At 42.7% G+C, this 21131-nt stretch carries 19 protein-coding genes; 11 read left to right on the top strand and 8 right to left on the bottom strand.

Translation table 11 applies throughout. The features are described 5' to 3' along the window. The first annotated feature begins 69 nt into the window (after positions 1–69). Both ACL9RM_RS19630 and ACL9RM_RS19625 read left to right on the top strand, forming a co-directional pair. Positions 70–516: a VOC family protein gene (locus ACL9RM_RS19630; RefSeq protein WP_250267488.1), complete on the top strand. Its 447-nt coding sequence runs from the start codon at positions 70–72 to the stop codon at positions 514–516. Positions 517–616: 100 nt separating this feature from the next. After that, on the top strand, positions 617–2095 hold the full coding sequence (locus ACL9RM_RS19625) for a protein adenylyltransferase SelO (protein ID WP_250267489.1): 1479 nt from the start codon (positions 617–619) through the stop codon (positions 2093–2095). Between the two features lie 104 nt (positions 2096–2199). Here the strand turns inward: ACL9RM_RS19625 and ACL9RM_RS19620 are convergent, their stop codons facing one another. The 6 genes from ACL9RM_RS19620 to ACL9RM_RS19595 form a co-directional block, all read right to left on the bottom strand. After that, complete coding sequence (locus tag ACL9RM_RS19620) at positions 2200–2616, bottom strand: DUF4280 domain-containing protein (protein WP_013308879.1); 417 nt, start codon at positions 2614–2616, stop codon at positions 2200–2202. Positions 2617–2621: 5 nt separating this feature from the next. Beyond that, positions 2622–3152 carry a hypothetical protein gene (locus ACL9RM_RS19615; protein WP_196765479.1) on the bottom strand — a complete coding sequence of 177 codons (531 nt, stop codon included), beginning with the start codon at positions 3150–3152 and terminating at the stop codon, positions 2622–2624. Next, positions 3149–4411, bottom strand: a complete 1263-nt coding sequence (locus ACL9RM_RS19610) for a pentapeptide repeat-containing protein (RefSeq protein ID WP_250267490.1) — start codon at positions 4409–4411, stop codon at positions 3149–3151. The genes ACL9RM_RS19615 and ACL9RM_RS19610 overlap by 4 nt, the downstream gene beginning before the upstream one ends. A gap of 12 nt (positions 4412–4423) precedes the next feature. After that, complete coding sequence (locus tag ACL9RM_RS19605; RefSeq protein WP_250267491.1) at positions 4424–5839, bottom strand: phage baseplate assembly protein V; 1416 nt, start codon at positions 5837–5839, stop codon at positions 4424–4426. Then, the gene (locus ACL9RM_RS19600; protein WP_250267492.1) at positions 5836–6516 is read right to left on the bottom strand and encodes a hypothetical protein; all 681 of its coding nucleotides are present in this window, start codon (positions 6514–6516) and stop codon (positions 5836–5838) included. The genes ACL9RM_RS19605 and ACL9RM_RS19600 overlap by 4 nt, the downstream gene beginning before the upstream one ends. 167 nt (positions 6517–6683) lie before the next feature. Then, a complete protein-coding gene (locus ACL9RM_RS19595; protein WP_250267493.1) occupies positions 6684–7559 on the bottom strand; it encodes an SDR family NAD(P)-dependent oxidoreductase in 876 nt (291 codons plus the stop codon). A gap of 199 nt (positions 7560–7758) precedes the next feature. Here ACL9RM_RS19595 and ACL9RM_RS19590 point away from each other — a divergent pair, with 199 nt between their 5' ends. The 3 genes from ACL9RM_RS19590 (at position 7759) to ACL9RM_RS19580 (ending at position 10634) form a co-directional block, all read left to right on the top strand. Continuing rightward, the gene (locus tag ACL9RM_RS19590; RefSeq protein ID WP_250267494.1) at positions 7759–8226 is read left to right on the top strand and encodes a MarR family winged helix-turn-helix transcriptional regulator; all 468 of its coding nucleotides are present in this window, start codon (positions 7759–7761) and stop codon (positions 8224–8226) included. A gap of 48 nt (positions 8227–8274) precedes the next feature. After that, on the top strand, positions 8275–8721 hold the full coding sequence (locus ACL9RM_RS19585) for a GNAT family N-acetyltransferase (protein ID WP_250269006.1): 447 nt from the start codon (positions 8275–8277) through the stop codon (positions 8719–8721). A 533-nt stretch (positions 8722–9254) separates the two neighbouring features. Further along, a complete protein-coding gene (locus ACL9RM_RS19580) occupies positions 9255–10634 on the top strand; it encodes an amino acid permease (RefSeq protein ID WP_061831603.1) in 1380 nt (459 codons plus the stop codon). A gap of 580 nt (positions 10635–11214) precedes the next feature. Here ACL9RM_RS19580 and ACL9RM_RS19575 read toward each other — a convergent pair. Continuing rightward, a complete protein-coding gene (locus tag ACL9RM_RS19575; RefSeq protein ID WP_250267495.1) occupies positions 11215–12255 on the bottom strand; it encodes an NAD(P)-dependent alcohol dehydrogenase in 1041 nt (346 codons plus the stop codon). 340 nt (positions 12256–12595) lie between these two features. On the opposite strand from ACL9RM_RS19575, the gene ACL9RM_RS19570 reads away from it, so the two are divergent. The 4 genes from ACL9RM_RS19570 to ACL9RM_RS19555 all read left to right on the top strand — a co-directional run bounded on the left by ACL9RM_RS19570 (position 12596) and on the right by ACL9RM_RS19555 (position 18477). Next, positions 12596–13012 carry a MerR family transcriptional regulator gene (locus ACL9RM_RS19570; RefSeq protein ID WP_250269007.1) on the top strand — a complete coding sequence of 139 codons (417 nt, stop codon included), beginning with the start codon at positions 12596–12598 and terminating at the stop codon, positions 13010–13012. A 389-nt stretch (positions 13013–13401) separates the two neighbouring features. After that, positions 13402–14328, top strand: a complete 927-nt coding sequence (locus ACL9RM_RS19565; protein ID WP_250267496.1) for a hypothetical protein — start codon at positions 13402–13404, stop codon at positions 14326–14328. 136 nt (positions 14329–14464) lie between these two features. Next, complete coding sequence (locus ACL9RM_RS19560) at positions 14465–15172, top strand: hypothetical protein (RefSeq protein WP_069291164.1); 708 nt, start codon at positions 14465–14467, stop codon at positions 15170–15172. Positions 15173–15594: 422 nt separating this feature from the next. Then, positions 15595–18477, top strand: coding sequence for an S-layer homology domain-containing protein (locus ACL9RM_RS19555; protein ID WP_250267497.1), 2883 nt, complete (start codon positions 15595–15597; stop codon positions 18475–18477). Positions 18478–18588: 111 nt separating this feature from the next. Here the strand turns inward: ACL9RM_RS19555 and ACL9RM_RS19550 are convergent, their stop codons facing one another. After that, positions 18589–19263 carry an NAD(P)H-dependent oxidoreductase gene (locus tag ACL9RM_RS19550; protein ID WP_061831600.1) on the bottom strand — a complete coding sequence of 225 codons (675 nt, stop codon included), beginning with the start codon at positions 19261–19263 and terminating at the stop codon, positions 18589–18591. A gap of 143 nt (positions 19264–19406) precedes the next feature. On the opposite strand from ACL9RM_RS19550, the gene ACL9RM_RS19545 reads away from it, so the two are divergent. After that, the gene (locus ACL9RM_RS19545) at positions 19407–19799 is read left to right on the top strand and encodes a winged helix-turn-helix transcriptional regulator (protein WP_250267498.1); all 393 of its coding nucleotides are present in this window, start codon (positions 19407–19409) and stop codon (positions 19797–19799) included. A 196-nt stretch (positions 19800–19995) separates the two neighbouring features. After that, the gene (locus tag ACL9RM_RS19540; protein WP_250267499.1) at positions 19996–20988 is read left to right on the top strand and encodes an ABC transporter substrate-binding protein; all 993 of its coding nucleotides are present in this window, start codon (positions 19996–19998) and stop codon (positions 20986–20988) included. Positions 20989–21131: the final 143 nt, after the last annotated feature.

Genomic DNA, 21131 nt, shown 5'->3' with positions numbered 1-21131 from the left:
ATGATAATAAGTTCAAGGGAATAGATCAAATTCATAAGATATCTACACAAATAAAAGGAGATTGATACCATGAGTACAACATTAGAAGTAGCTATTTTCTTATCCATGAACGGAAAGGCAAAAGAAGCTATACATTTTTACAAAAAACATTTCAACGCAGAGGAATTGTTTCTTGTTACGTATCAAGACATGGCCCAACGTGACAGCTCCATACAGCTTACGGATGAAAATAAAAATTATATTTCTCATTCTGTCTTATCCATCGGAAAATCAAAAGTAATGATAGCAGAAGATACAATGAACATCAGTGAAAAATATACAGTGGGTAATAACACTTCATTATGTATTCAAAGTGCTGATTTAGAAGAAATTAAACGTTTTTATAATAGCTTAATTACGGATGATCGAGTGAAAATTATTGTGCCTTTATCAAATAATGTGTTTAGCCAAGCCTACGGTATTATTGAAGACCCGTTCGGTATTCAAATACAATTAATGTTTGATAATCGATTATAATAAAAAAGCATGTTCCATGTTTCATAATTGGATAATAAATGGGCAGAAGTAAAAACTAAAATGGGAAAACCTAAGATACCGCAGCAGAAAAGGAGACACTATGACGGAGAAAAAAGAAATAGCAGATCAAATAGGGTGGAACTTCGACAACAGTTATTCTCGTTTGCCGGAATCATTGTTTACAAAGCTTAACCTAACTCCTGTCCGCTCACCCAAGCTGATTATACTTAATCATCCGTTGGCAGCATCACTGGGGTTGAACGGTACAGCGCTGCAAAGGAATGATGGCGTAGCGGAGCTGGCCGGTAACCAGGTTCCAGAAGGAGCTGCACCTCTTGCTCAAGCTTACGCAGGGCATCAATTCGGGCATTTTAACATGTTAGGAGACGGTCGTGCTCTGCTGCTTGGCGAACAGATCACTCCCTTGGGTAAACGGGTTGATATTCAGCTCAAGGGCTCAGGCAGAACGCCATACTCCCGTGGTGGTGACGGCCGTGCGGCACTTGGTCCGATGCTTCGCGAATACATCATCAGTGAGGCGATGCATGCGCTGGATATTGCTACCACCCGCAGCTTGGCGGTGGTATCCACGGGTGAGTCGATCATCCGGGAAACCGAGCAGCCCGGAGCCATTCTGACCCGTGTGGCTGGCAGTCATCTTCGCGTCGGCACCTTTCAATACGTCTCAGCATGGGGCACGTCCCAAGATCTCCGTGCTCTGGCTGATTATACCTTGGAAAGACACTACCCGGAAGTTGCCAATGACGAAAACCGTTACCTTTCACTGCTTCAGGAAGTGATTAAGCGTCAAGCCGAGCTGATTGCCAAATGGCAGCTGGTTGGTTTTATTCACGGGGTGATGAACACCGACAATATGACCCTTAGCGGAGAAACCATTGATTATGGTCCTTGCGCCTTCATGGATACCTATGATCCTGAGACGGTGTTCAGTTCCATCGACAGGCAGGGACGCTATGCTTATGCCAATCAGCCGCATATTGCTGCGTGGAATCTCGCGAGATTTGCTGAGACGCTCTTGCCACTGCTGCATGACAACAGGGAGCAGGCTGTCACACTGGCTGAGGATGCAATTTCAGATTTTGTAAAAATGTTTCACCATCATTGGCTTGCAGGAATGCGGGCAAAGCTAGGGATCTTTAACGAAGAGCAGGAGGATGAATCTCTTATTGAGGAGCTTCTGAGTATCATGCAGAAGCATCGTGCCGACTACACCAATACCTTCCGTGCCCTAACTTTGAACAAGCTGGAGGATACGGTTCTGTTCAGCACTGCGGAATTCACCCAGTGGCACGAGCAGTGGCAGGCGAGGCTGGGCAGACAGCAGGAATCACAAGCCTCCTCGCGTCAGCTGATGCGCAGCAGTAATCCTGCAATCATTCCGCGCAACCACCGGGTAGAAGAAGCACTAGAAGCTGCGGTGGAACGAGAAGACTACCGTGTGATGGAGCAGCTTCTTGAAGTTCTTTCGAACCCTTATGCCTACTCTACCGAACAGGAAATTTACTCTACATTGCCTGAGGAATCCACCTGTCCTTACCGAACCTTTTGTGGTACTTGATGCAGAGCGAACGATTTGAAGATAAACTATATCATGCGTTGGTGGAGAAGATAGCCATTCTCTCACCAGCGCATTTTGTTTTTATAGGGGTAGGTTGCACCTGATTAATCCAGCTCCTGACCGTCATTTTCGATCTGTATGTGCCCGCAATAAAGACATTGATGCGTACAGTTCTGCGTAAGAGCAGGCTGGCCTTCGATGCGCATGTCGCTTTTTCCGTTCAACCAAGGCATCGTAAGGACAGGAATACACGGAGCCTTTTTCACTCCATAAATATCAACCATCTCACTGGCTTGCACAGCCGGATTCAGCGGACTGGAGCAATTCCCAAAAGATTTTATGTTCACTCCAGGTACATAATCTCCAATATTCATCTGTGCCTTATTTTTAACATACACCCCATGGCTAAAAGGGCGCTTCAAACGCGTAGGCTGTGTACCGTAACTACAGCTTAAAATCGCACCTGCCACGACATAGCTTTTTTTCGCACCTGTTCCAGGCTGTACACTTGCTTCTTCCATACGGATTATTCCTCCTTTGTGGCCATCTCCACTTTTTGCACACGAACACCTGTAAATGGACGACGCAGCAGACTTTCCGCTACCGCGAGATTGATATAGACATGTGCTTCCAACAAGCCGGCAATCCGAAATATAGACGGTTCGATTTTCCCGTACTTAAGTACCAGCTGCTTCAAGGTATGGTCGGGATACCACTCGGTTTGTGAGGAAAGACAGTCCACCACAGGTGGACGCAGTACCCAGTACACATCCTGCCTGGCTTGCTGAAAATCGGTAAGTATAGCGGCCTTCCATTCCAGCTCCGGCATATATTTTTCCAACAGGGCTTTCATGGAGTCTGAAACCAGCGGCAAAGGGAACTCCAGAAAATCCGGATATACGGTTCGTGGATCTGTATGTACTGCTAAAAATAGGGGAGTGTCCTCTGTCTGAATGGTATGACCCGAAAGGATATCTTCCACCTGCAAGGGAGCTAGGGGCGCAGTCTCCACCCGATGCTTTACGCGCTCGTCCACCATGAGTCGGTAATACCTCATGACATCCACTCCCCTTTACTCACTGCATCTGTTATCTGTGTAGCCAGTGGCGCTTCTATAGCAGCAAGGCCAATGGCTTGGCTTAGTTGGTCATCTGTAAAGATTACCCGGTGTAGTTTTGCTCCTGTAAAATTAGCTTTTACTAAACATGCACCTATAAACGAAGCGTCAGTAACATCGGCTCCTACAAAGCAGGCACCTGTTAGATCCGCGCCGTTAAATAAAGCTCTTTGCAGCGCGGCATCTTGGAAACCAGCTCCTTGAAGCTGTGCATGTTGAAAACTAGCTCCCTGTAATTTAGCTCTTGTAAAATCCACTCCATCCAATCCTAACGGTTCCCAATCCAGCCAAGCATCCGATCCATATTCGCTATTGCTTATAACTTCGTCCAGTACAGCCTCTTGCAGGGAACAGCCACTGAAATCGGCTCCGTGAAGCAGGCTGTGCGAAAAGTCGGTTCCATCTAGCTGAGCTTCTTGCCATACCGTGCCTACGAGGATACAGTGATGCAATCGACTTTGTTGCATCCCGATCTGGCGAAAGACTGTATAGCGAAAATCCAAGGAGCTGTAATCTCCATCCGATAGTTGAACTTGAGACAGTGTTTGGTAGCTGTAGGCCGATTCTTCTTTTTCCTCCAGCCAAGACTTTATTATGTTTGCATCCATGGGTCTCCGATCTTCCCGATACACGGAGACACTATGATCCATATACTCTCCGACGCGAATCTCAAAAGCTTCTTCACGATCCAACGTCTCAAACTCTGGTAGGTCGACTGCTTGCTTCATAGCCTGACGAACCAGACTAACGATCATCGTATGAAGATATCCCGCTGCTTTCAGCATGATCTGTTCCAATTCAAGTTCGGAAAGGGAGACTTGCTGCTTCAAGGTTTCAGCCCCAAGCTGTTCACGTAATTGAGTCCAATAGAGAAAAATCCAACTTGCATCGTACTCCAACTGAACGGGCTCAGCATCAAGCATCCATAAGGCATCCGTAGCTTCAACAAGATAAACGGGCTTCTGTTCAAGCCATGTGGTGCGCAGCATAGAGTAGGTGATGTAACCAATATGACCTTTACGACCTGTGAGTTGTTTTTGCCGAACCAGCTCACAAAAGGCGCGAAAATGTTCTACTATATGCTGTAATCTTTGTGTTTGTGTTGATTTACATTTCAATGCCCATTCTTTGCGGATGAAAGACCAAGCTTGATGAAGAGCCGCTTGTTGCTGATCTAACACATCTGTTTGCTTTTCCATTTCAAATCATCCTTAATTTGACTTCACTTCGCTGCCTTTCATGTCTGCCGACCCACTTAATTCGATATGACTGCCATTACAATCCATACGGAGCTGACTACCTGCGGACAGGCTCATTGTCTTCCCCGCAGATAGGCTGAGATTGCCTCCCGCCGTAATATTCACCTGTTTGCTGCTCGCAATATGAATACCTTCTTTATCGTCCAGTTTGATATAAATGGCGCCGTCCTTACCTGTAACGACCAGTTCATCCGGTCCTAGCCGAATTTCCTTGCCATGCGGGGTACGCCATATTTTCATTTGCGGATTGGAAAAATGGTTATGCGTACTCTTGCGATCTGCCCGTCTCACGGCACTACCTGCTACGCCGTCTTCTTCCCGACTACCGGGGAAATAGAGGGAAACTGAATCGCCTTTTTCTGGCATGACGTACCAACCGGTATGACCACCGCCACTGTACACGGTAGAATAGTTGAACCAGTGTGCTTGGTTAGTGTCCTGTTGTTCATCACAATCCAGATGAATGCGCACTTGATCCTGACGTACGTCCAGCACAATACCGCTTAATGAAGCTCCTGCCAGCTTATCCTGGTAGTAGCTTTTTTGCCGAAATCCCTGGTAAGAACCTAACACATACTGATGCCGCAGCAGTCCTTGACTCATGGCGGTGTAGGCTTCCATCACATACAGGTTATGCCCATGAAAATTCAACTGAGCGCCCAAGTCGAGTACCTCATCCGTTTCTACCTCATAAAAAATAAAATCATGTTCACTGAGTTTGGTCTGTTCATTCTCCTGAAAATAACGAAAAGGAAGCAATTGCTTACGTACGGTATAACGGGTATGATCCAGTATCGCCTGTGCAGGGCTGTCCTCAATACCAAAATAAAATTTGGGACTGTCAAAACGGGCTACAGGCATCAGACTCGTATGATAACGGGAGGCTATGCGTCTTAAAAAAGCCCAGTCTGTCTCCTGATACTGAATGGCAAGCCGCCCGATGGCTTCTCCACCAGTAGCCCCGTCGATCACATCCAGCCCTTCATAGTCCTTACCTATGTGCTCCAGCATTTGAGGAATCGTCATTTTCGTATACTGAAAAGAACGAGTACGCTGCTTCATGTCCATCCGGTACGTATGGGAAATGGCTTCCACCTCCAGATAGTACACACCTCGCACGACTTTTACCTCGACCGAGAGGGCAATCCCACTAAATAGCGGCTTGTTTGCGCCAGAATCATCTTGTTGGCTGACTTCAATGATGGTATTTTTTTCTGTCGTTTCCACGTAACTGTCTTGCAAGTCTTCGGGGATAACACCTGTAAAATAAAGTCGAGTATGCTCGTTAACTTTTTTCGTTAAGGTGAGCTCTTCTAGATCCATTTGTTCATAAGGGTGAATTTGAATTTGATCGTATCCCAGACTCATGGTGTAGTCATTCCTTTCTCATTTGTAGAATAGGCAGAGGTGGGGAGGACAGAAAGGGATTGAACCCAGTATTCCGCTACAGGTAACCAGACTTCGAGATCTGCCTCCAGACAGCTAAAGGAACCTATGACAACTCGTCCTTTGTGGATAAAGAGCAGCATTTCGTTGTATAGATTACCGTCGATCCCCGCCGCGACAAAACGAATCTGTCCAACTGAAAGTCCGGAACAGTTGGTGACCATTTCGGTACCTAACCAGTTGCGAATCGGTTGTACAGACCGTAGAATATCCGCCATTTGCTCTACAAAATCGGGCAGTTCTTCCGCTTCCAGAGCGGTATTTGTAGGATTAAAAGTGATATTGATGGTCTCCTCAGATGAGGTATAAATGACCTTTGGTCGATGCTCTGAAGGATATTTGATTATAGCTTGCTCCATTGGCATAGGAGTAAAGGACTTGGGGATGTAGAAACCAATCTCTCCGTGTAGTATTGTAATGGGCTCCAACGTGAGATAATCATTTTCAATATGAAGTAGCTTTGTTTCTTCAAACCTGGAACCGTCCTGTTCCGATTTCTGAGTTTGAGCTGGGATGGATTTCACATTATCGTTATTAGCTGTCTTCTGATCCACCATTTTAGCTTTGAGGCTAAGTATATGCTCGTCTAGATAGTTCATAGAAAGCCCCCTTTTAGGAAAAATACGCGTTTGTACTTGAATATGTAAAGATGAGAGGAGATATTTAAGTACAAAACCAACATATGTATTTATCGGTTAAAAGAGAGATTTAGTTTACAAAATGAACCATTCGTTGGAGGCTAGATTGTTCGATTTTAGATTCTATTTCATTCCATAACGCCTTTTTGTCGTAACAATTCGGTTGTAGTACTCCAAAGTAGGCGTTGCATCTTGATATCCCCACCAGGATATGTCGGCACAATCGGCTTACCAGTACCGACATTAAAATATCCGCCTGTCACTTCTTGATATTGGGATTCTGTTGCTAAACGAATAATGATGTCCGCTCCTCTCCGTGGGTCTCCGATATGCAAAGCGTTCAATATCTTTGCAAGTATCGAAGAAAATCCTAACTCGCGACCAAGGCCGGTAACGTTAAAGCCTGGATTAAGTGCATTAACTACGATTCCAGTTCCATCCAGTTGGCGTCCAAGTTCTTCTGTAAACATGATATTAAGAAGCTTGGTCTTTCCGTATATTTTAGATGAACCTCTTGCGTTAAATGCAGATGTATCTGTTAAATCCTCCGGTAATTTTAATTCACCATGGTTGCGTGATGCTTCAGAAGCCACATTGACGATCCTAGCATTTGTGGATTCCATGAGTGAATTGAGTAGTGTATGTGTTAACAGCCACGGTGCAAGATAGTTTACGGCTATCATTTCTGCCAAACCCTCTGAGGTTATTCGCTGTTCAAATCCATGTAATCCAGCATTGTTCACTAATACATCAATCTTTGGATAATTAGCTTTAATTTCATCCCCCATACGTTTGACATCTTTCATAAGAGACAGGTCTCCGAAAAAAAAGTCCACCTTTGTATTGGGCGCCAGATCTTTTAAAATATTTTTAGTCGTTTCAGCACGTTTTTCATTTCTGGCTGTTAAGACTAGATGTGCCCCACGTTTGGCTAATTCAATTGCTACCCATTGTCCAAGACCGTTAGTAGCACCAGTGATTACAATAATCGGGTATGTCGACATATAGATCATCCTCCAAATTCTTGATCCAATTACATCCATATTCATGTCTACGCTTTACGGTTGTGGATGCTTTATACTGTAGATCTTCTGCTTGACACTTACCAAAGTTGAAAATATGATTGATATATATCAAGTATATGTATTTTGATTGATATATGTCAAATATATATTCGAACTCATTCAAATAAGGTGGAGACATATGGAAAATAAAACTCAACATCCAGATTCTACAAGAGAGCAATTAGAACTGAATCTTGGTGAACAACTTAATGCACTTATAAGCGCGTCGCATGCACTCAATGTAAAAACTGCGGCACTTTTCGATCCATCATTACAACCTGCAGCTTTTCTGATTGTACGTTGTCTCCTGTCATACGGTCCGGCAAGCGCTACATTTTTGGCGGAATCCACCGCTATGGATCGAAGCTCTGTCAGCCGTCTTGTTACTCAGCTTAAACACTTGAATTATGTAAAAAGTGAAACTCATCCTGAGGATCGTCGGGGAGTGTTGATATCCCTGACAGCCAATGGTCGTGAAAAAGCCTTGGAAGCTTTAAAAGAAAAAGAAAAAGAGTTTTATCAACGTATTTCAACATGGGAGGATTCTAAACTTGAAGCGTTCATCGAGATGCTGAAGTGTTTTAACGGGTATGATTGCGAGGATTAATGATTCAACATAAAGCATCGTATGATGAAAAAAGGAGGCATTTTAAAAGTGAAAGAAAAAAATGTTAGGGAAATTAGAGTCTCTGATTATCATGATATTTATTTGTTGAACCAAGATTTTAACCCCAATCTATATCTATTTCCTGAAGAAAAAGTAAAAGAGAAGATTGAAATGATTATAAAAAAATCAAAAGATGTGATCTTTGTTTATGAAGAAAATAACGAGGTGTTAGGATATATTCATGGAAGCCCACATGAATTACTCTTTTCTGAATCTTTGGTAAATGTACTAGGATTTGTTGTTAAAGAAAAGTATAGAAACCAAGGTGTAGGTAGCATGTTGATTGAGCGTCTTGAACAGTGGGGGAAGTCCCATGGATTTTCCGGGATCAAACTGTTATCTCATCCAAGTCGGATACAGGCTCACAGGTTCTACGAACGACGTGGCTATAAGTTTACCAAGGATCAAAAAAAATTTATAAAAAATCTCAAATAAATACATATTCATTCATCATTGAATAAGTGGGTTCAAAACTCTGATCTTCATCTCCTTGTTTGGAATTCATGCCTAGTTATATCACAAGGCAATGTTTGAAATGTTGCTCTTTCATTCGGGATTCATGTTTTCCGCTGTATGAATACAGATTTCAAATAGGCTTAATATCGTGATATTTATCATTGAAGAAATATGTATGTTTAGCACTCTAATGCATTGCATTAAATTGACCATTGTTCAGAAAATATGAATAGCCTTCCTTTCCATTTCATGCCTAAAAATGTCTGCTAATTAGCAGTTGTATTTAGGCGTTTTTTGTCATACAATGCATCTAATGCTACGGACTCGGTCTTAGAAACAGTAAGGTTTGGACGGTAAATAGGACGTGGTTTCCTTGTATATTTACGAATCGTGGAACTACTTTGTAGTCGTTCACTCACGACCACGTCAGTCTGAAAAATTAATAATGTTTGGGGACAGTTTTCCGGATCATTAGCGTTTGATGATGAACATATACGAAGGGGAGCGTTCTTTTGGAATCGAAACAATTAACGAGAGGGCTAAAGCCACGGCACGTTGAGTTGATTGCGCTTGGAGGTACGATTGGCGTCGGTTTGTTTATGGGGTCGGCAAGTACGATAAAATGGGCAGGTCCCTCAGTGCTGTTGGCATATCTCTTAGCTGGGATTATTATGTTTTTTGTCATGCGGATCATGGGGGAAATGCTGATTCTTGAACCGGTGACAGGCTCATTCGCTACATTTGCTCATAAATATATCAGCCCTTTAGCCGGTTTCTTGACCGCCTGGAGCTATTGGTTTTTATGGGTTACCGTAGGGATGGCAGAAGTCACTGCGATTGGGGTATATGTGGGCTACTGGTTCCCAGATATCCCGCAATGGTTGCCGGCTTTGGCAGGTGTAATTATTATTGCATTGGCCAATTTGGCGGCTGTGAAATTTTATGGGGAATTTGAGTTTTGGTTTGCGATGATTAAAATTGTCGCCATTATCTTCATGCTAGTAGTTGGTACGGGGATGATCTTCTTTGGACTCGGTAATGGTGGACAACCGATAGGGCTATCCAATCTGTACAGCCAGGGAGGCTTCTTTGCAGGTGGTTTGAAAGGGTTCCTATTTGCACTCTGCATTGTAACAGCGGCTTACCAAGGGATAGAGATGGTAGGTATTACGGCAGGTGAAGCTGAAAATCCGAAGATGACACTGCGAAAAGCCATTAAAAACATCATCTGGCGTATTTTGATTTTCTACGTGGGTGCAATCTTTGTCATTGTTACGATTTATCCTTGGAACCAAATAGGCGAGATCGGCAGCCCATTTGTTCTGACTTTTGCCAAGGTAGGAATTGTGGCTGCTGCGGGTATCATTAACTTTGTTGTACTTACAGCTGCGATGTCTGGTTGTAACAGTGGTATTTACAGTGCGGGCAGAATGTTATATACATTGGCTAAGAACGGACAAGCTCCTAAGTTCTTTGGGAAAGTTTCTCCAAGCGGCGTCCCTAGAAATAGTATAATAACGACCATTTCCTTGCTGCTGGTAGGGGTGTTATTTAACTATTTAATGCCTGATTCCAAACTGTTTCTGTATATTTACAGCGCCAGTGTTCTTCCAGGCATGGTACCGTGGTTTGCATTAGCCATCAGTCAATTTAAATTCAGGAAAAAGTGGAAGGACGAAATGAAGGATCACACCTTTAAATCTCGTTTTTTTCCGATCAGTAATTACATCACTATTGTCTTTTTGTTGCTGGTGATCGTTGGAATGTGGTTTAATCCAGACACACGCTTGTCGTTGATTGTCGGGGCAACATTCATGGCGATCGTCATTGTTGGATATTTCGTCTTTGGCATAGGAAAGCGGCAGAGAATTGAAGAATTAGAGGAAAACTAAAAGATTGCTAAATACGTAACATTTGCCGAGCGCAATTCAGATGATCCTGAGTTCGCTTGGCTTTTCTTTTATATGACGAGGAGGGGCTACGGAAGGGTTGTTACTGAGGTATAGAACCGTGTGGTTATCCTGTTCGCACTACAAGTGTAAATACAAATACAAAAAAAGTGAGAACGAAAATGGAGAAGTTGATTATTGCTATACTCTTACGGTTAGCCTTAAACTCTGTAATTCCCGAAAATAAAAATATAAACCCTAGAAAAAATTGTGAGACTTTGTACAAATCCTCGTAGGTGTTTGGGTATGCGAGTGATAAAGAGGAAGAGATCATAACAACTAATGCAAATATTAAAGTGAGGATTTTGTAAATATCCATTTTCTTAAACATAGATAAGTTCCACCTTCCTATTTATTCCTAATGTATTATATTCTAAGGATGGAATCTTTGGATTACAAATAAATACAAAAAGAGGAAATGGACAATAGGATGGTACACAGAATAAAGTGAAGGTGTCCCAAGTAATACTTTGGGGACACCTTCACAATTAAAATCACTTGTACAACTTATGATTTACATAGCTTACATTGTGCTAATGTCAATCACGAATCTATACTTCACATCAGAAGCTAACACTCGTTTGTAGGCTTCGTCAATCTGGTCGGCCGAAATTACTTCAATTTTAGGAACAATATTGTGTTTTGCACAAAAATCCAACATTTCCTGTGTCTCACGGATGCCTCCTATCATTGAACCAGCAAATGAACGGCGATGTCCGATAAGGGACATCACATTTAGTGACAACGGCTCCCCAGGGGCACCGACATTCACCAAAGTTCCGTCTAGATTGAGTAGTGCAAAATAAGCATCCATATCGATGGCAGCACTTACCGTGTTAATAATCAAATCAAAGTGCCCAGCAAGTTTTTCAAATGTTTCTGGTTCGCTTGTAGCATAATAGTGATCCGCACCAAATTGCAAGCCATCATCTTTTTTCTTTAATGTTTGGGATAGAACGGTTACCTCAGCACCCATAGCATGTGCAATCTTGATAGCCATATGGCCAAGGCCTCCCATGCCCACAACGGCCACTTTTTTATCTGGACCAGCACCCCAGCGGTTCAACGGTGAATAAGTCGTAATACCTGCACAAAGTAATGGAGCAGCCACGTCAAGCTCAATGTTATCTGGAATTTTCACTACAAAATCCTCAGTTACGACAATGTGGGTAGAATATCCGCCTTGTGTAGGCTCGCCGTATTTGTCAACACCAGCATAGGTAGGGACATTTCCTTTAAGGCAGTATTGTTCCTCTCCTTTACGACAGTTCTCACATTCGCCACAGGAATCAACCATACAGCCAACCCCTACCCGGTCACCAACGCTGTACTTTGTAACCTCAGATCCTACCTCCGTGACAATCCCTGCAATTTCATGTCCAGGTACGAGAGGGTAGTTCACTGGGCCCCATTCGCCGTGAGCAGTGTGGATGTCAGAATGGCATATGCCGGCATATTTAATTTCAATCAGAACATCGTGTGAATCAAGATCCCGTCGTTTAATTTCAGCCGATCGAAACGGTTTGTCTGGGCCATCGACAGCTCGTGCTTTAGCAGTTATCATAAATAGCCTCCAATTATTTTTATTTTTCAAGAGAATGCAGTTATATCGGTATAAATTGAAAACTAGCTGAAGTCGGTTGAAGTTCCCCTTCATTCATTTCCATTTATACTTTTTCTCTTGCAAATCAATGTTAATCCTTATAGTTAACTCTAAGTCAAGCGCAGGTTTATAAGCCTCTATTCAGTAATGTTGTTTTCTTGCTAATTATATTTCGTTAGATAGCATCTGATTCTACTTTTCCTATAAGGGGACTTTGACATTCTACAAATAACTTGATAGAATCCCCCTTATATCATAGAGTTAACTCGAAGTCTATGTCATTAAGAATAGGAGATACATGATGAAGACGTATTCTATCAGCGAAGTTGCAAATGAATTGAATCTTACAGCATACGCTTTGCGTTACTACGACAAAGAGGGACTTATGCCTTTTGTAGAACGGACATCTAGCGGAACAAGATTATTTAAAGAATCCGATATCGACGCTTTAAAAATAATTGAATGTCTAAAATCCACCGGGATGCCGATCAAAGAAATTAAAAATTTCATTGATTGGTGTTCTGGTGGGGATTCCACACTACAACAAAGATATGACATGTTTATGGAACGAAAAGCTACTGTAGAAGCACAAATGAAAGAACTAAAAAAAACAATGGAAGTTATTGAACATAAATGCTCATATTACAAAACTGCATTGGATGCCGGAACGGAAAATATTCATAAAAACAATAAAATAGGGAGTCTCATTACTAACTAATAGAAAAGCATCTGTAATTCATCCATTTCTATATGAATTACAGGTGCTTTCGTTTGTAATATTCGATTTACACAACCTACTGATTTAAAACAGCACGATCGGTTTTAGATAATTAGGAACCAACTATAATGAAACTTGAACAGGCAGGAGTAGTACCGAGGATCAAGTATTCCGAAAGTCGACGGGCAATTTGCCCATTATATAGGTTGAGAGCCATGACTTTAGTTCAGAAAACAACGAATTACTATAGAATCATCGAAGATAATCAGGAGTATGGTCCAGTATTCTCTCATTTTTATTTTTGATAAGATTAATTCCATATTATTGAAGTCTACTATCAAACCACGAAGGTATAAAGAATGATACATAAGGAAATGAGGAAGATACTGATGAAGGCAAAAGCATATATTATTTTTTTGACTGCTGTAATAAGTTTAACTGCTATACTGACCGCATGCGGTGACTCCAAGAAGCAAATTGAAGGTGAATCTACGACTGGAGCAGCAACGGCAACCACTACGACTACCCAGAATGCCAAGGCGGACAATGCGGCACAGGCTGGTGTGGATGGTGTTGTGAGCAATACTACAGACCAAGCTACAAAAAGTAATGGGAAGACGTATTCCGACGCGGCTAAAGAAGCAACGAAACCCGATCAGCCAGCAGGACAATTAGGGTTAAATACGACGCAGGAGCAGCTTCTTACCTTTGCCGATCGTTATGGACTGGTACGAGTACAGGATCATCCGATTCGGCGGGTTTCCGATCCAACCGGGAAACATGTAAACATTGCAAATTACAGTGATTCTGTCGTGAATTTATACACAGAAGAACCCATCCACCTGAATACAGATGAATTTATTCATGAAGCTTATAATTTTTTTACAGAGGGAGTTGCTCCAGGTGAGTCCTACAAGAAGTGGGAGGAAACCTCTAATACAGAAAGAGGACTCGTCAAAATGCTCTATTTGTCACGGGAGGGACTTCATATTTTAGAAGAAGCGATGAAGACGCATGATTATTCTAGTCCATCGGTCCAAAATACGCTGGGATTTTTTAAGGTTGCCTCGAAATTTGAGTCTATGATGCCTGTTGCCCAGACACCTACAGACATCAGCTTGTACGATATGTACGATCAACGCGTTAAGCCCGAGTGGAAGAAACTAAGTGACATTAAAAACCCTGCCGCGAATGAAAAAGCCTTCGCTGCGGCCTATCAAAAAGCAAGAGATGAGACCAATAATCTTATGGGGCTATTAAACATTATGGTGTCTACAGAAATGGAAAAACGTCTCAAAGCTGCAACCGATCAGTAAAACACAAGCAAATAGTAAATTATCAAGGACATAATTTATCCACACTTTCTTCTAATATTTAACTGTCGATAGATTTATTGAAAAGCTATAATGCTAATGATGATTTGAGTGTACTTGGAGAAAAGAGGTTGAGGGTATGAAGTTGAAAAAATGGCCGTTAGTATTCATGATAGGTATTCTCATGCTGTTATCCGTAGGCTGGAACAGTGGAGTATCTTATGCGAAATATTATTACGAATACACTTGGGATCAGTACAAGGGGACTGAAATCAAGACGTACAGGCTGACACCAGTAGCTGGAAGAGCCGGATTCATGGATCAGGAAAAGGCCTTAGCTGCTATTGGCAAAACCCCGAATGTGTATGGAAAGTTCAGTGGCTATAGAACAGAGAAAACAACTGAAATTGCAACCAAGAGTGTAACAGATGAGGTTTATAAATATGCAGTTGTTGATTTTATTAGCGACAAGGAGCCAGAAACTGTAGAATACGTTAATCCAAAAGGTGGAGTTCCTCATACATGGAACGGAACCGATGAGATTCGAATTTTTATGAGAGGGTCTGAGGCAGCTTCTTTGGCAGAGCTGTTTTATGAGGGAACTCCAAGTGAAGGACGCTATCATTTTAATGCTGACGATGTCTACTTAGTTACATTCTGGTCCAGCACAGTAAAACCAATCACTGAAATGTCTGCTGAAGCACTAGTTGAGGAAGGCCCCCCTACGCTTATAAATCGAGAGTTGGTAGGCCAAATAAAAGACAGAGATCCTGCTGCTTATCCGCAAAACGGAACTTTAAACGGCTACTTTTATGTTTATAAGGGTTCAGAGTTTAAAGAGAATTAAAACAGCAGACAGGATTTTATAAGTATATATGTACACGAGAACGAGATAACATTTTGTATTCTCCAAGCGAATGCGGATACAGATGTTATCTCTTTTTTTATTTGTATACGGGATCAACATAGTAACTCAAAAAGATGATAAATATTTAATTACCAATGAAAACCATTGTTTAGTGATAGGGAATTACGGCTTAAAAAAAGATGGTGAATAGACAGGATAGTAGATTGCCAAAACCACTTTTTTTACTGGCTTTATTCAATCCTAGGGAGATTATTCCGATAATTCAAGTATATACAGTTTGGTGTTAACAGTAATGAAAAACCGATTGAAAACAAGAGAGATTAATTTTCAAAGTTGATATGAAAGTACAGGCGAAAGTGGCTCAGTGCTATCTAGTAAAGGAGGTGTAATGATTCCGAATAATGAATTATGAAAAAAAGTTAAAACAAATTAGGCATTACATGGCTGGTTTACTGGCTGTCTGGTTGTTCTGTATACATAGTGCGCCTGTTTTTGCGGACAGAGCCTTTAACGATATCGGACATTCCTATGCAGCTGATGCGATTGAGGCCATGGCTGCTCAAGGTTATGTTACGGGTTATCAGGATGGGAGCTTTCGACCTTTACATTTTATCTCGCGACAGGAATGGGCAAGCATTTTCGCTAAAACCTTAAAGCGAACATCGAATAACAGAGGCATAACTTCTTTTCGTGATGTGTCACCATGGGCTCTACCTTATGTACAGGCCTTACAGGAAGAGAGCATTACGAAAGGAATTAGTGATCAATTATTCGGTGCCAAGCACAATATGACTCGTCAGGATATGGCCGTTTGGTATGCCCGCTATTTTGGTGTTACTGAAAATACCCGATCGGCTGGTATATCCAGTTTTGTGGATCAATCTGATATATCAGATTATGCACAAACGAGCGTATGGCTGATGGAACGGCTGGAACTGATCGAGGGAGATACGAATCACTATTTCCATCCTAAAGAGTCTGTGAGACGGCAGGATGCCACGCTGGTTGCTTATCGAACATGGTTAGGCCGTGACGGTCTGAGAGAACGTGCCAAGCGTTTGCTAGGGTCATTAGGAGATGGAACTGCAACGATGCCTCAGACGACCAGCCAACAAGAATCGAAGAAGATCGAGGTCGATGTGACACCGGAAATTAGTCAACAACCTGTGAATTCGGAAGTCGAGGAGCCTAAAAGGCATCGCCCAAGCCCTGATTCACCAGTATCTCCGGTGACACCACCAGAACCGAAGCCGGAACCGTCGGTGACACCACCAGAACCGAAGCCGGAACCGTCGGTGACACCGCCGGGACCTAAACCCAAACCACCAGTAATTCCGGTAGATCCACCGGATCATTCTTCGGATTTTCTGGTAGATGAGGTCGTAATCAAGGCGCAGGAGCTGGTAAATCAACCGGAAACATACCCTTCATATCAGCTATCTTTTCAGCTCTACAATAAAGGGCGACCCGTAAGCATTCCTGCTGCCAGCGTCACAAGTGTTACGTACACATTTAGTGATGGGTTAGGTATTTTTGATGAACAAGGGAAAATTGCGCATCCCGAAAATATTCCGGTTGCGGACAGCTTCATTCCTGTAGAAATGAAGGTCACCGTTGCCAAACCTTATCAGGTCCTTACAGCTCAGGCCAAGCTGATCGTGAAAGGGAAGACTCCGCCGGCAGAGCCACCGAACGTAATCAGGTCCGTATACTTGGCTACGTATACCATTTCAGAGGCTGCTACTTTAGATCCTGCTGCTTGGAATATGTCCTACGTATTTCATAATGCTAATGGAGAGGTTATAGCTCCTGGATTGCTGCCCTCAGACTTGATACTTCGGGTAGAGGATTCCAGAGGGATATTTGATGAGGATGGAAAAATTGCTAACCTGCATTTGATTCCGGTAGTAAATTCGGTCATTCCATTAAAAATCACGGTTGAGTCGCCATCTCAAGGGGTTCTCTTCACATCCGATGCGGAATTAACAGTAGAACCCGGGGAACGCAAAAAGCAATACTTTGCTGTCTCCATCATGCTGCAGGGAAGCGCGACGACGGTAGATCAAATCAAGCAAGCGCGTCAATTGCTGATGGACCACTTTGGTCCTAATATCAAAGTGACGTGGGCGATGGAAAACGGATTTGTTTTTGTAGAAGCAAATCGCCCGCAGCTTAGACAGGTTTTGGCATACGTTGATCAATATGACGACGAAGTCGGAATGTTGGATGGGTATCCGAACCAGTTGAAGTTTCCTATTTGGGAAGCAAAGATGGATGAGTGGTTGTATATGTATCGTTACAATGCATTCAATGAGCTACACCAATCTGGTTCGATGGGATTACCATCCGTGTTTGAAAGCATGGATACAGACCAATATCGGAAGTATCTGCCGAAATCATTGACCAGCTTTACGGTGAATCCCGAACAGACTCAATGGCTTAAAGATCACTATCGGATTACATCCGCGATGGGATGGTCGGCTACACAATATAATGTCAACGGTATGTATGGTGAGGGCTCTCCATTGATGCCTTACTGGTCCCATAAGGACAATCCGATTGTTCCCGCACAGGGACTTGCAGATAATAGCGGTACCGTATTCATGAACTCGGTTACGATTGATCCGATTGGATCACGCTATACGAAAGATTCCTCACGCTGGACTCTTCATCCGCTTGACCCATATGTGACTGAGACGGATGCAGCACCACAACTGTATATAGTACAGCAATATTTGGATAACCCTTATCAACGTATAAATACGGTAAACTACTTGTCCATTATTTTGGACATCAACGCACTTGCCAACACCCATAACATGGCTCCAATATGGGAGAATTTTGTGAACCACTTCCCTGTTGATCGCAAGGTTGAGATTGTAGGCGTGGACGGGCTGAAACAGATTTATGAATCGGTAGCTGGATTGAGTAATGATCATACGGAGTTTACGCTCATGTTTAGAGGCTCAGGTATTAAGACGGCTATGGATTCCAATAATTCACCAGCGAATCTACGCTATTTGTGGACCGAAAATGCCTCACAGCGGATTATTTTATCCAAAGAGGATGGAGATGCGGCATGGTCCATTATTGACTTTACCGATTATACCCGAAAACCGGTTCCGAAGATGGCCTACAACTTGGATGGTCACACGGACGTAAGCTATGTCAGCGGAAGGAACTTCAAGCTATGTCCAACGGCTCCTTTAACAGCAGATGAAATTCAACGCGTAAAGGATCGTTTGAAGGATATTTACTTTGCAGAAGAAGTAAATTATCAGTAGGCGTTATGAAGTGACAACACTTTTAGGAACTGAGTTTTATGTAAAGAGGGCGCCCCTAGCCATGGAAATGGCTTGGAGCGCCCTTTGCTTTAAAGAAGGATATTCCGCGTTTTACACCCATTCAATAACCTGATCTACAGATCGCCGGGTTTTGCCGCGCGGCTCGTTCAGACGGTATCCAAATGCCACCATACAGGAAATACCGAAATGCTCGGCATCCATAATGCCTTCTTCGGAGAGGATGCGTTCGATTTCCTGTTTATTAAAACCTTCGATAGGACAGGAATCAATGCCGATTTGAGCTGCGGCAGTCATCATGTTGCCCAGTGCGATGTAGGTTTGGCGGCAGCCCCACTCGAACAAGGCTCTTTTATTTTCCTCCAGCCCAAAATCAGATTTTAGAAAGGCATCATACACTTTTTCTCTGCCTTGAATCACTTCAGCGGGTAATTGTTGTACGTTCTCCATCATACTCTTGATATAATCGGAGGAGGCTACCATATCTTCAGGAAGTCTAGAGAGGATGAGTACAAAATGGCTGGCTGTTGGCAGTTGTTTTTGCGCCCCCCAAGAGTAAGGCAGCAGCTTCTCACGCATAGCTTTACTCTGAACGACAACAAATTTCCAAGGTTCAAAGCCAAATGAGCTTGGAGATAAACGACCGGTTTCAAGAATAAAATCAAAATCGGAATCGCTAATTTTCTTATGACTATCAAATTCCTTCGTTGCATGTCTGAACTCGTATGCAGATAAGATTTGATCTTTAGTAGTAGTTAAGGTTTCCATCGTTATTCCACTCCTTATGGATGTGATTAAAATTGACGCTTACCAAGTGACATGCTTAATATTAGAATATACATGATCGTTTTTGAAGTACGCACATTAATGTGCTGTAGTATATAAAATGATACCAAGGAGGAGAAAAGCCTATGCGCACTCGGAAAGGCGGCTTTGGGGAATGTACCGCTGGAAATGATCAGGCCTGTCCAGTTGAGTTCACGCTGGACGTGATTGGGGGCAAATGGAAAGGGATTATTCTATATCATCTCATGTATGGGACTAAGCGATTTAGTGATTTTCGGCGGATCTGTCCGGGAATTACTCAGCGTATGCTGACACTCCAATTGCGCGAGCTGGAAGAGGACGGAGTCGTTCACCGTGAAGTCTACCAACAGGTTCCTCCTAAGGTCGAATACTCTCTAACTGAATTTGGAAAAACGCTGATCCCGATTATTAACCTGATGAAGGATTGGGGAGAAGAATATAAAACAAAACAGCGATCATTAGAAAGCAGTCTTCAGCAGCCTAGCCCCAATGTGTAGGTTTTTGAGACGGCTCCACGAAACAAGACCTGGCCATCATTTTTTGGCAGGTCTTTTGTTTTTTTTAAAGTGAAATGATGCAAAGTTCGTTTTTTAGTTGACAGCAAGGACAACGCTTGATATATTTCTTACGATATTGATAATCATTATCATCTGTATTGGAGATCATCTCCACAATATATAGGGGGCTAATCAGTTGAAAAGAAAATCGTATTTTATGATGACAGCTATGTTACTTGTATTGTCTGTATTCATCAGCGCTTGCGGCGGAAATAATAATGGAAGTAATTCGGCTTCATCTTCCGAAGATAAGCAAGAGTCGGCTACTACTGGAGAGATTAGAAGCTTTAAAACGGTTAAAGGGGATATTCAAATTCCTGCTAAGCCACAGCGCATTGTAACGGATTTTTACGGCGGGGAATTGCTGTCCGTGGGTGCTAACGTGGTGGGTGTGGAGCCGACTGCATTTCAAAATCCTTTTCTGACCGATTTGCTGAAGGAAAAAGGAACCAAAGAGGTGGGTGATCCGACCAATTTGGAAAAGACGCTGGAACTCAAACCCGATCTGATCGTGGTTATGAAGGATACGAATTATGAGGCTCTTTCTAAAATCGCACCTACCCTGTACATTCCGTATGGTACGACGACTAATATCTATGATACGGTCAAGCTGTTCGGTGATATCACTGGGGAAAAGGAGAAGGCCGAGCAATTTATTGCTGCATTTGATAAAAAGGCCGCTGAAGGTCGCGCACGTCTTAAAGGTGTGATTGACGAAAAGGCAACTTTCGGTTTGTATGAGCTGACGGACAAGCACGCACTTTGGATCTTTGGTGACAATGCGGGTCGCGGCGGCCAAGCTGTATACAATGCGCTTAAACTGAACATGCCAAAGAAAACAGTGAACTCTAAGGAACAAACGGTGCAGCTTTCGATGGAGGTATTGCCACAGTATGACGCAGATTATATGTTCCTGACTACGTATGACCCCGAGAAAAAGGGTGACGCGCTCAAACAACTAAAGTCGTCCGCTGTGTGGGGGAATCTTCCAGCGGTGAAGAACAATAGAGTGTTCTTTAACGATTTTGATACGTATTATCGCTATGATCCAATCGCTATTACCGGGCAAATTGATATGATCGTAGATATGCTGGTCGAAAGAGAAAAAGAGAATAAAGCTAAACAATAGATGTGAGATTCTGCGTTGTAATGAATTGCCCAAAACAGATAGGAATTCGCATATTATACGCAGTATATAGCATTAAAAACCAGTCCAACATGAATCATGTTTGGACTGGTTTTTAATTTACTATTTTGTCGTAATTTCAATAG

The organism is Paenibacillus sp. S29, assembly GCF_049319765.1.
Classification (GTDB): domain Bacteria; phylum Bacillota; class Bacilli; order Paenibacillales; family Paenibacillaceae; genus Paenibacillus; species Paenibacillus polymyxa_B.
This window is presented reverse-complemented; position numbering and strand designations above follow the sequence as displayed.

Excerpts from the sequence above, each read along its gene's own strand:
- ACL9RM_RS19545 (WP_250267498.1), top strand. The coding sequence starts at position 19,407 with ATGCGCACTCGGAAAGGCGGCTTTGGGGAATGTACCGCTGGAAATGAT.
- ACL9RM_RS19615 (WP_196765479.1), bottom strand. The coding sequence starts at position 3,152 with ATGAGGTATTACCGACTCATGGTGGACGAGCGCGTAAAGCATCGGGTG.
- ACL9RM_RS19570 (WP_250269007.1), top strand. The coding sequence starts at position 12,596 with ATGAAGACGTATTCTATCAGCGAAGTTGCAAATGAATTGAATCTTACA.
- ACL9RM_RS19620 (WP_013308879.1), bottom strand. The coding sequence starts at position 2,616 with ATGGAAGAAGCAAGTGTACAGCCTGGAACAGGTGCGAAAAAAAGCTAT.
- ACL9RM_RS19625 (WP_250267489.1), top strand. The coding sequence starts at position 617 with ATGACGGAGAAAAAAGAAATAGCAGATCAAATAGGGTGGAACTTCGAC.
- ACL9RM_RS19630 (WP_250267488.1), top strand. The coding sequence starts at position 70 with ATGAGTACAACATTAGAAGTAGCTATTTTCTTATCCATGAACGGAAAG.
- ACL9RM_RS19610 (WP_250267490.1), bottom strand. The coding sequence starts at position 4,411 with ATGGAAAAGCAAACAGATGTGTTAGATCAGCAACAAGCGGCTCTTCAT.
- ACL9RM_RS19550 (WP_061831600.1), bottom strand. The coding sequence starts at position 19,263 with ATGGAAACCTTAACTACTACTAAAGATCAAATCTTATCTGCATACGAG.
- ACL9RM_RS19605 (WP_250267491.1), bottom strand. The coding sequence starts at position 5,839 with ATGAGTCTGGGATACGATCAAATTCAAATTCACCCTTATGAACAAATG.
- ACL9RM_RS19560 (WP_069291164.1), top strand. The coding sequence starts at position 14,465 with ATGAAGTTGAAAAAATGGCCGTTAGTATTCATGATAGGTATTCTCATG.
- ACL9RM_RS19565 (WP_250267496.1), top strand. The coding sequence starts at position 13,402 with ATGAAGGCAAAAGCATATATTATTTTTTTGACTGCTGTAATAAGTTTA.
- ACL9RM_RS19595 (WP_250267493.1), bottom strand. The coding sequence starts at position 7,559 with ATGTCGACATACCCGATTATTGTAATCACTGGTGCTACTAACGGTCTT.
- ACL9RM_RS19600 (WP_250267492.1), bottom strand. The coding sequence starts at position 6,516 with ATGAACTATCTAGACGAGCATATACTTAGCCTCAAAGCTAAAATGGTG.
- ACL9RM_RS19590 (WP_250267494.1), top strand. The coding sequence starts at position 7,759 with ATGGAAAATAAAACTCAACATCCAGATTCTACAAGAGAGCAATTAGAA.
- ACL9RM_RS19555 (WP_250267497.1), top strand. The coding sequence starts at position 15,595 with ATGAATTATGAAAAAAAGTTAAAACAAATTAGGCATTACATGGCTGGT.
- ACL9RM_RS19575 (WP_250267495.1), bottom strand. The coding sequence starts at position 12,255 with ATGATAACTGCTAAAGCACGAGCTGTCGATGGCCCAGACAAACCGTTT.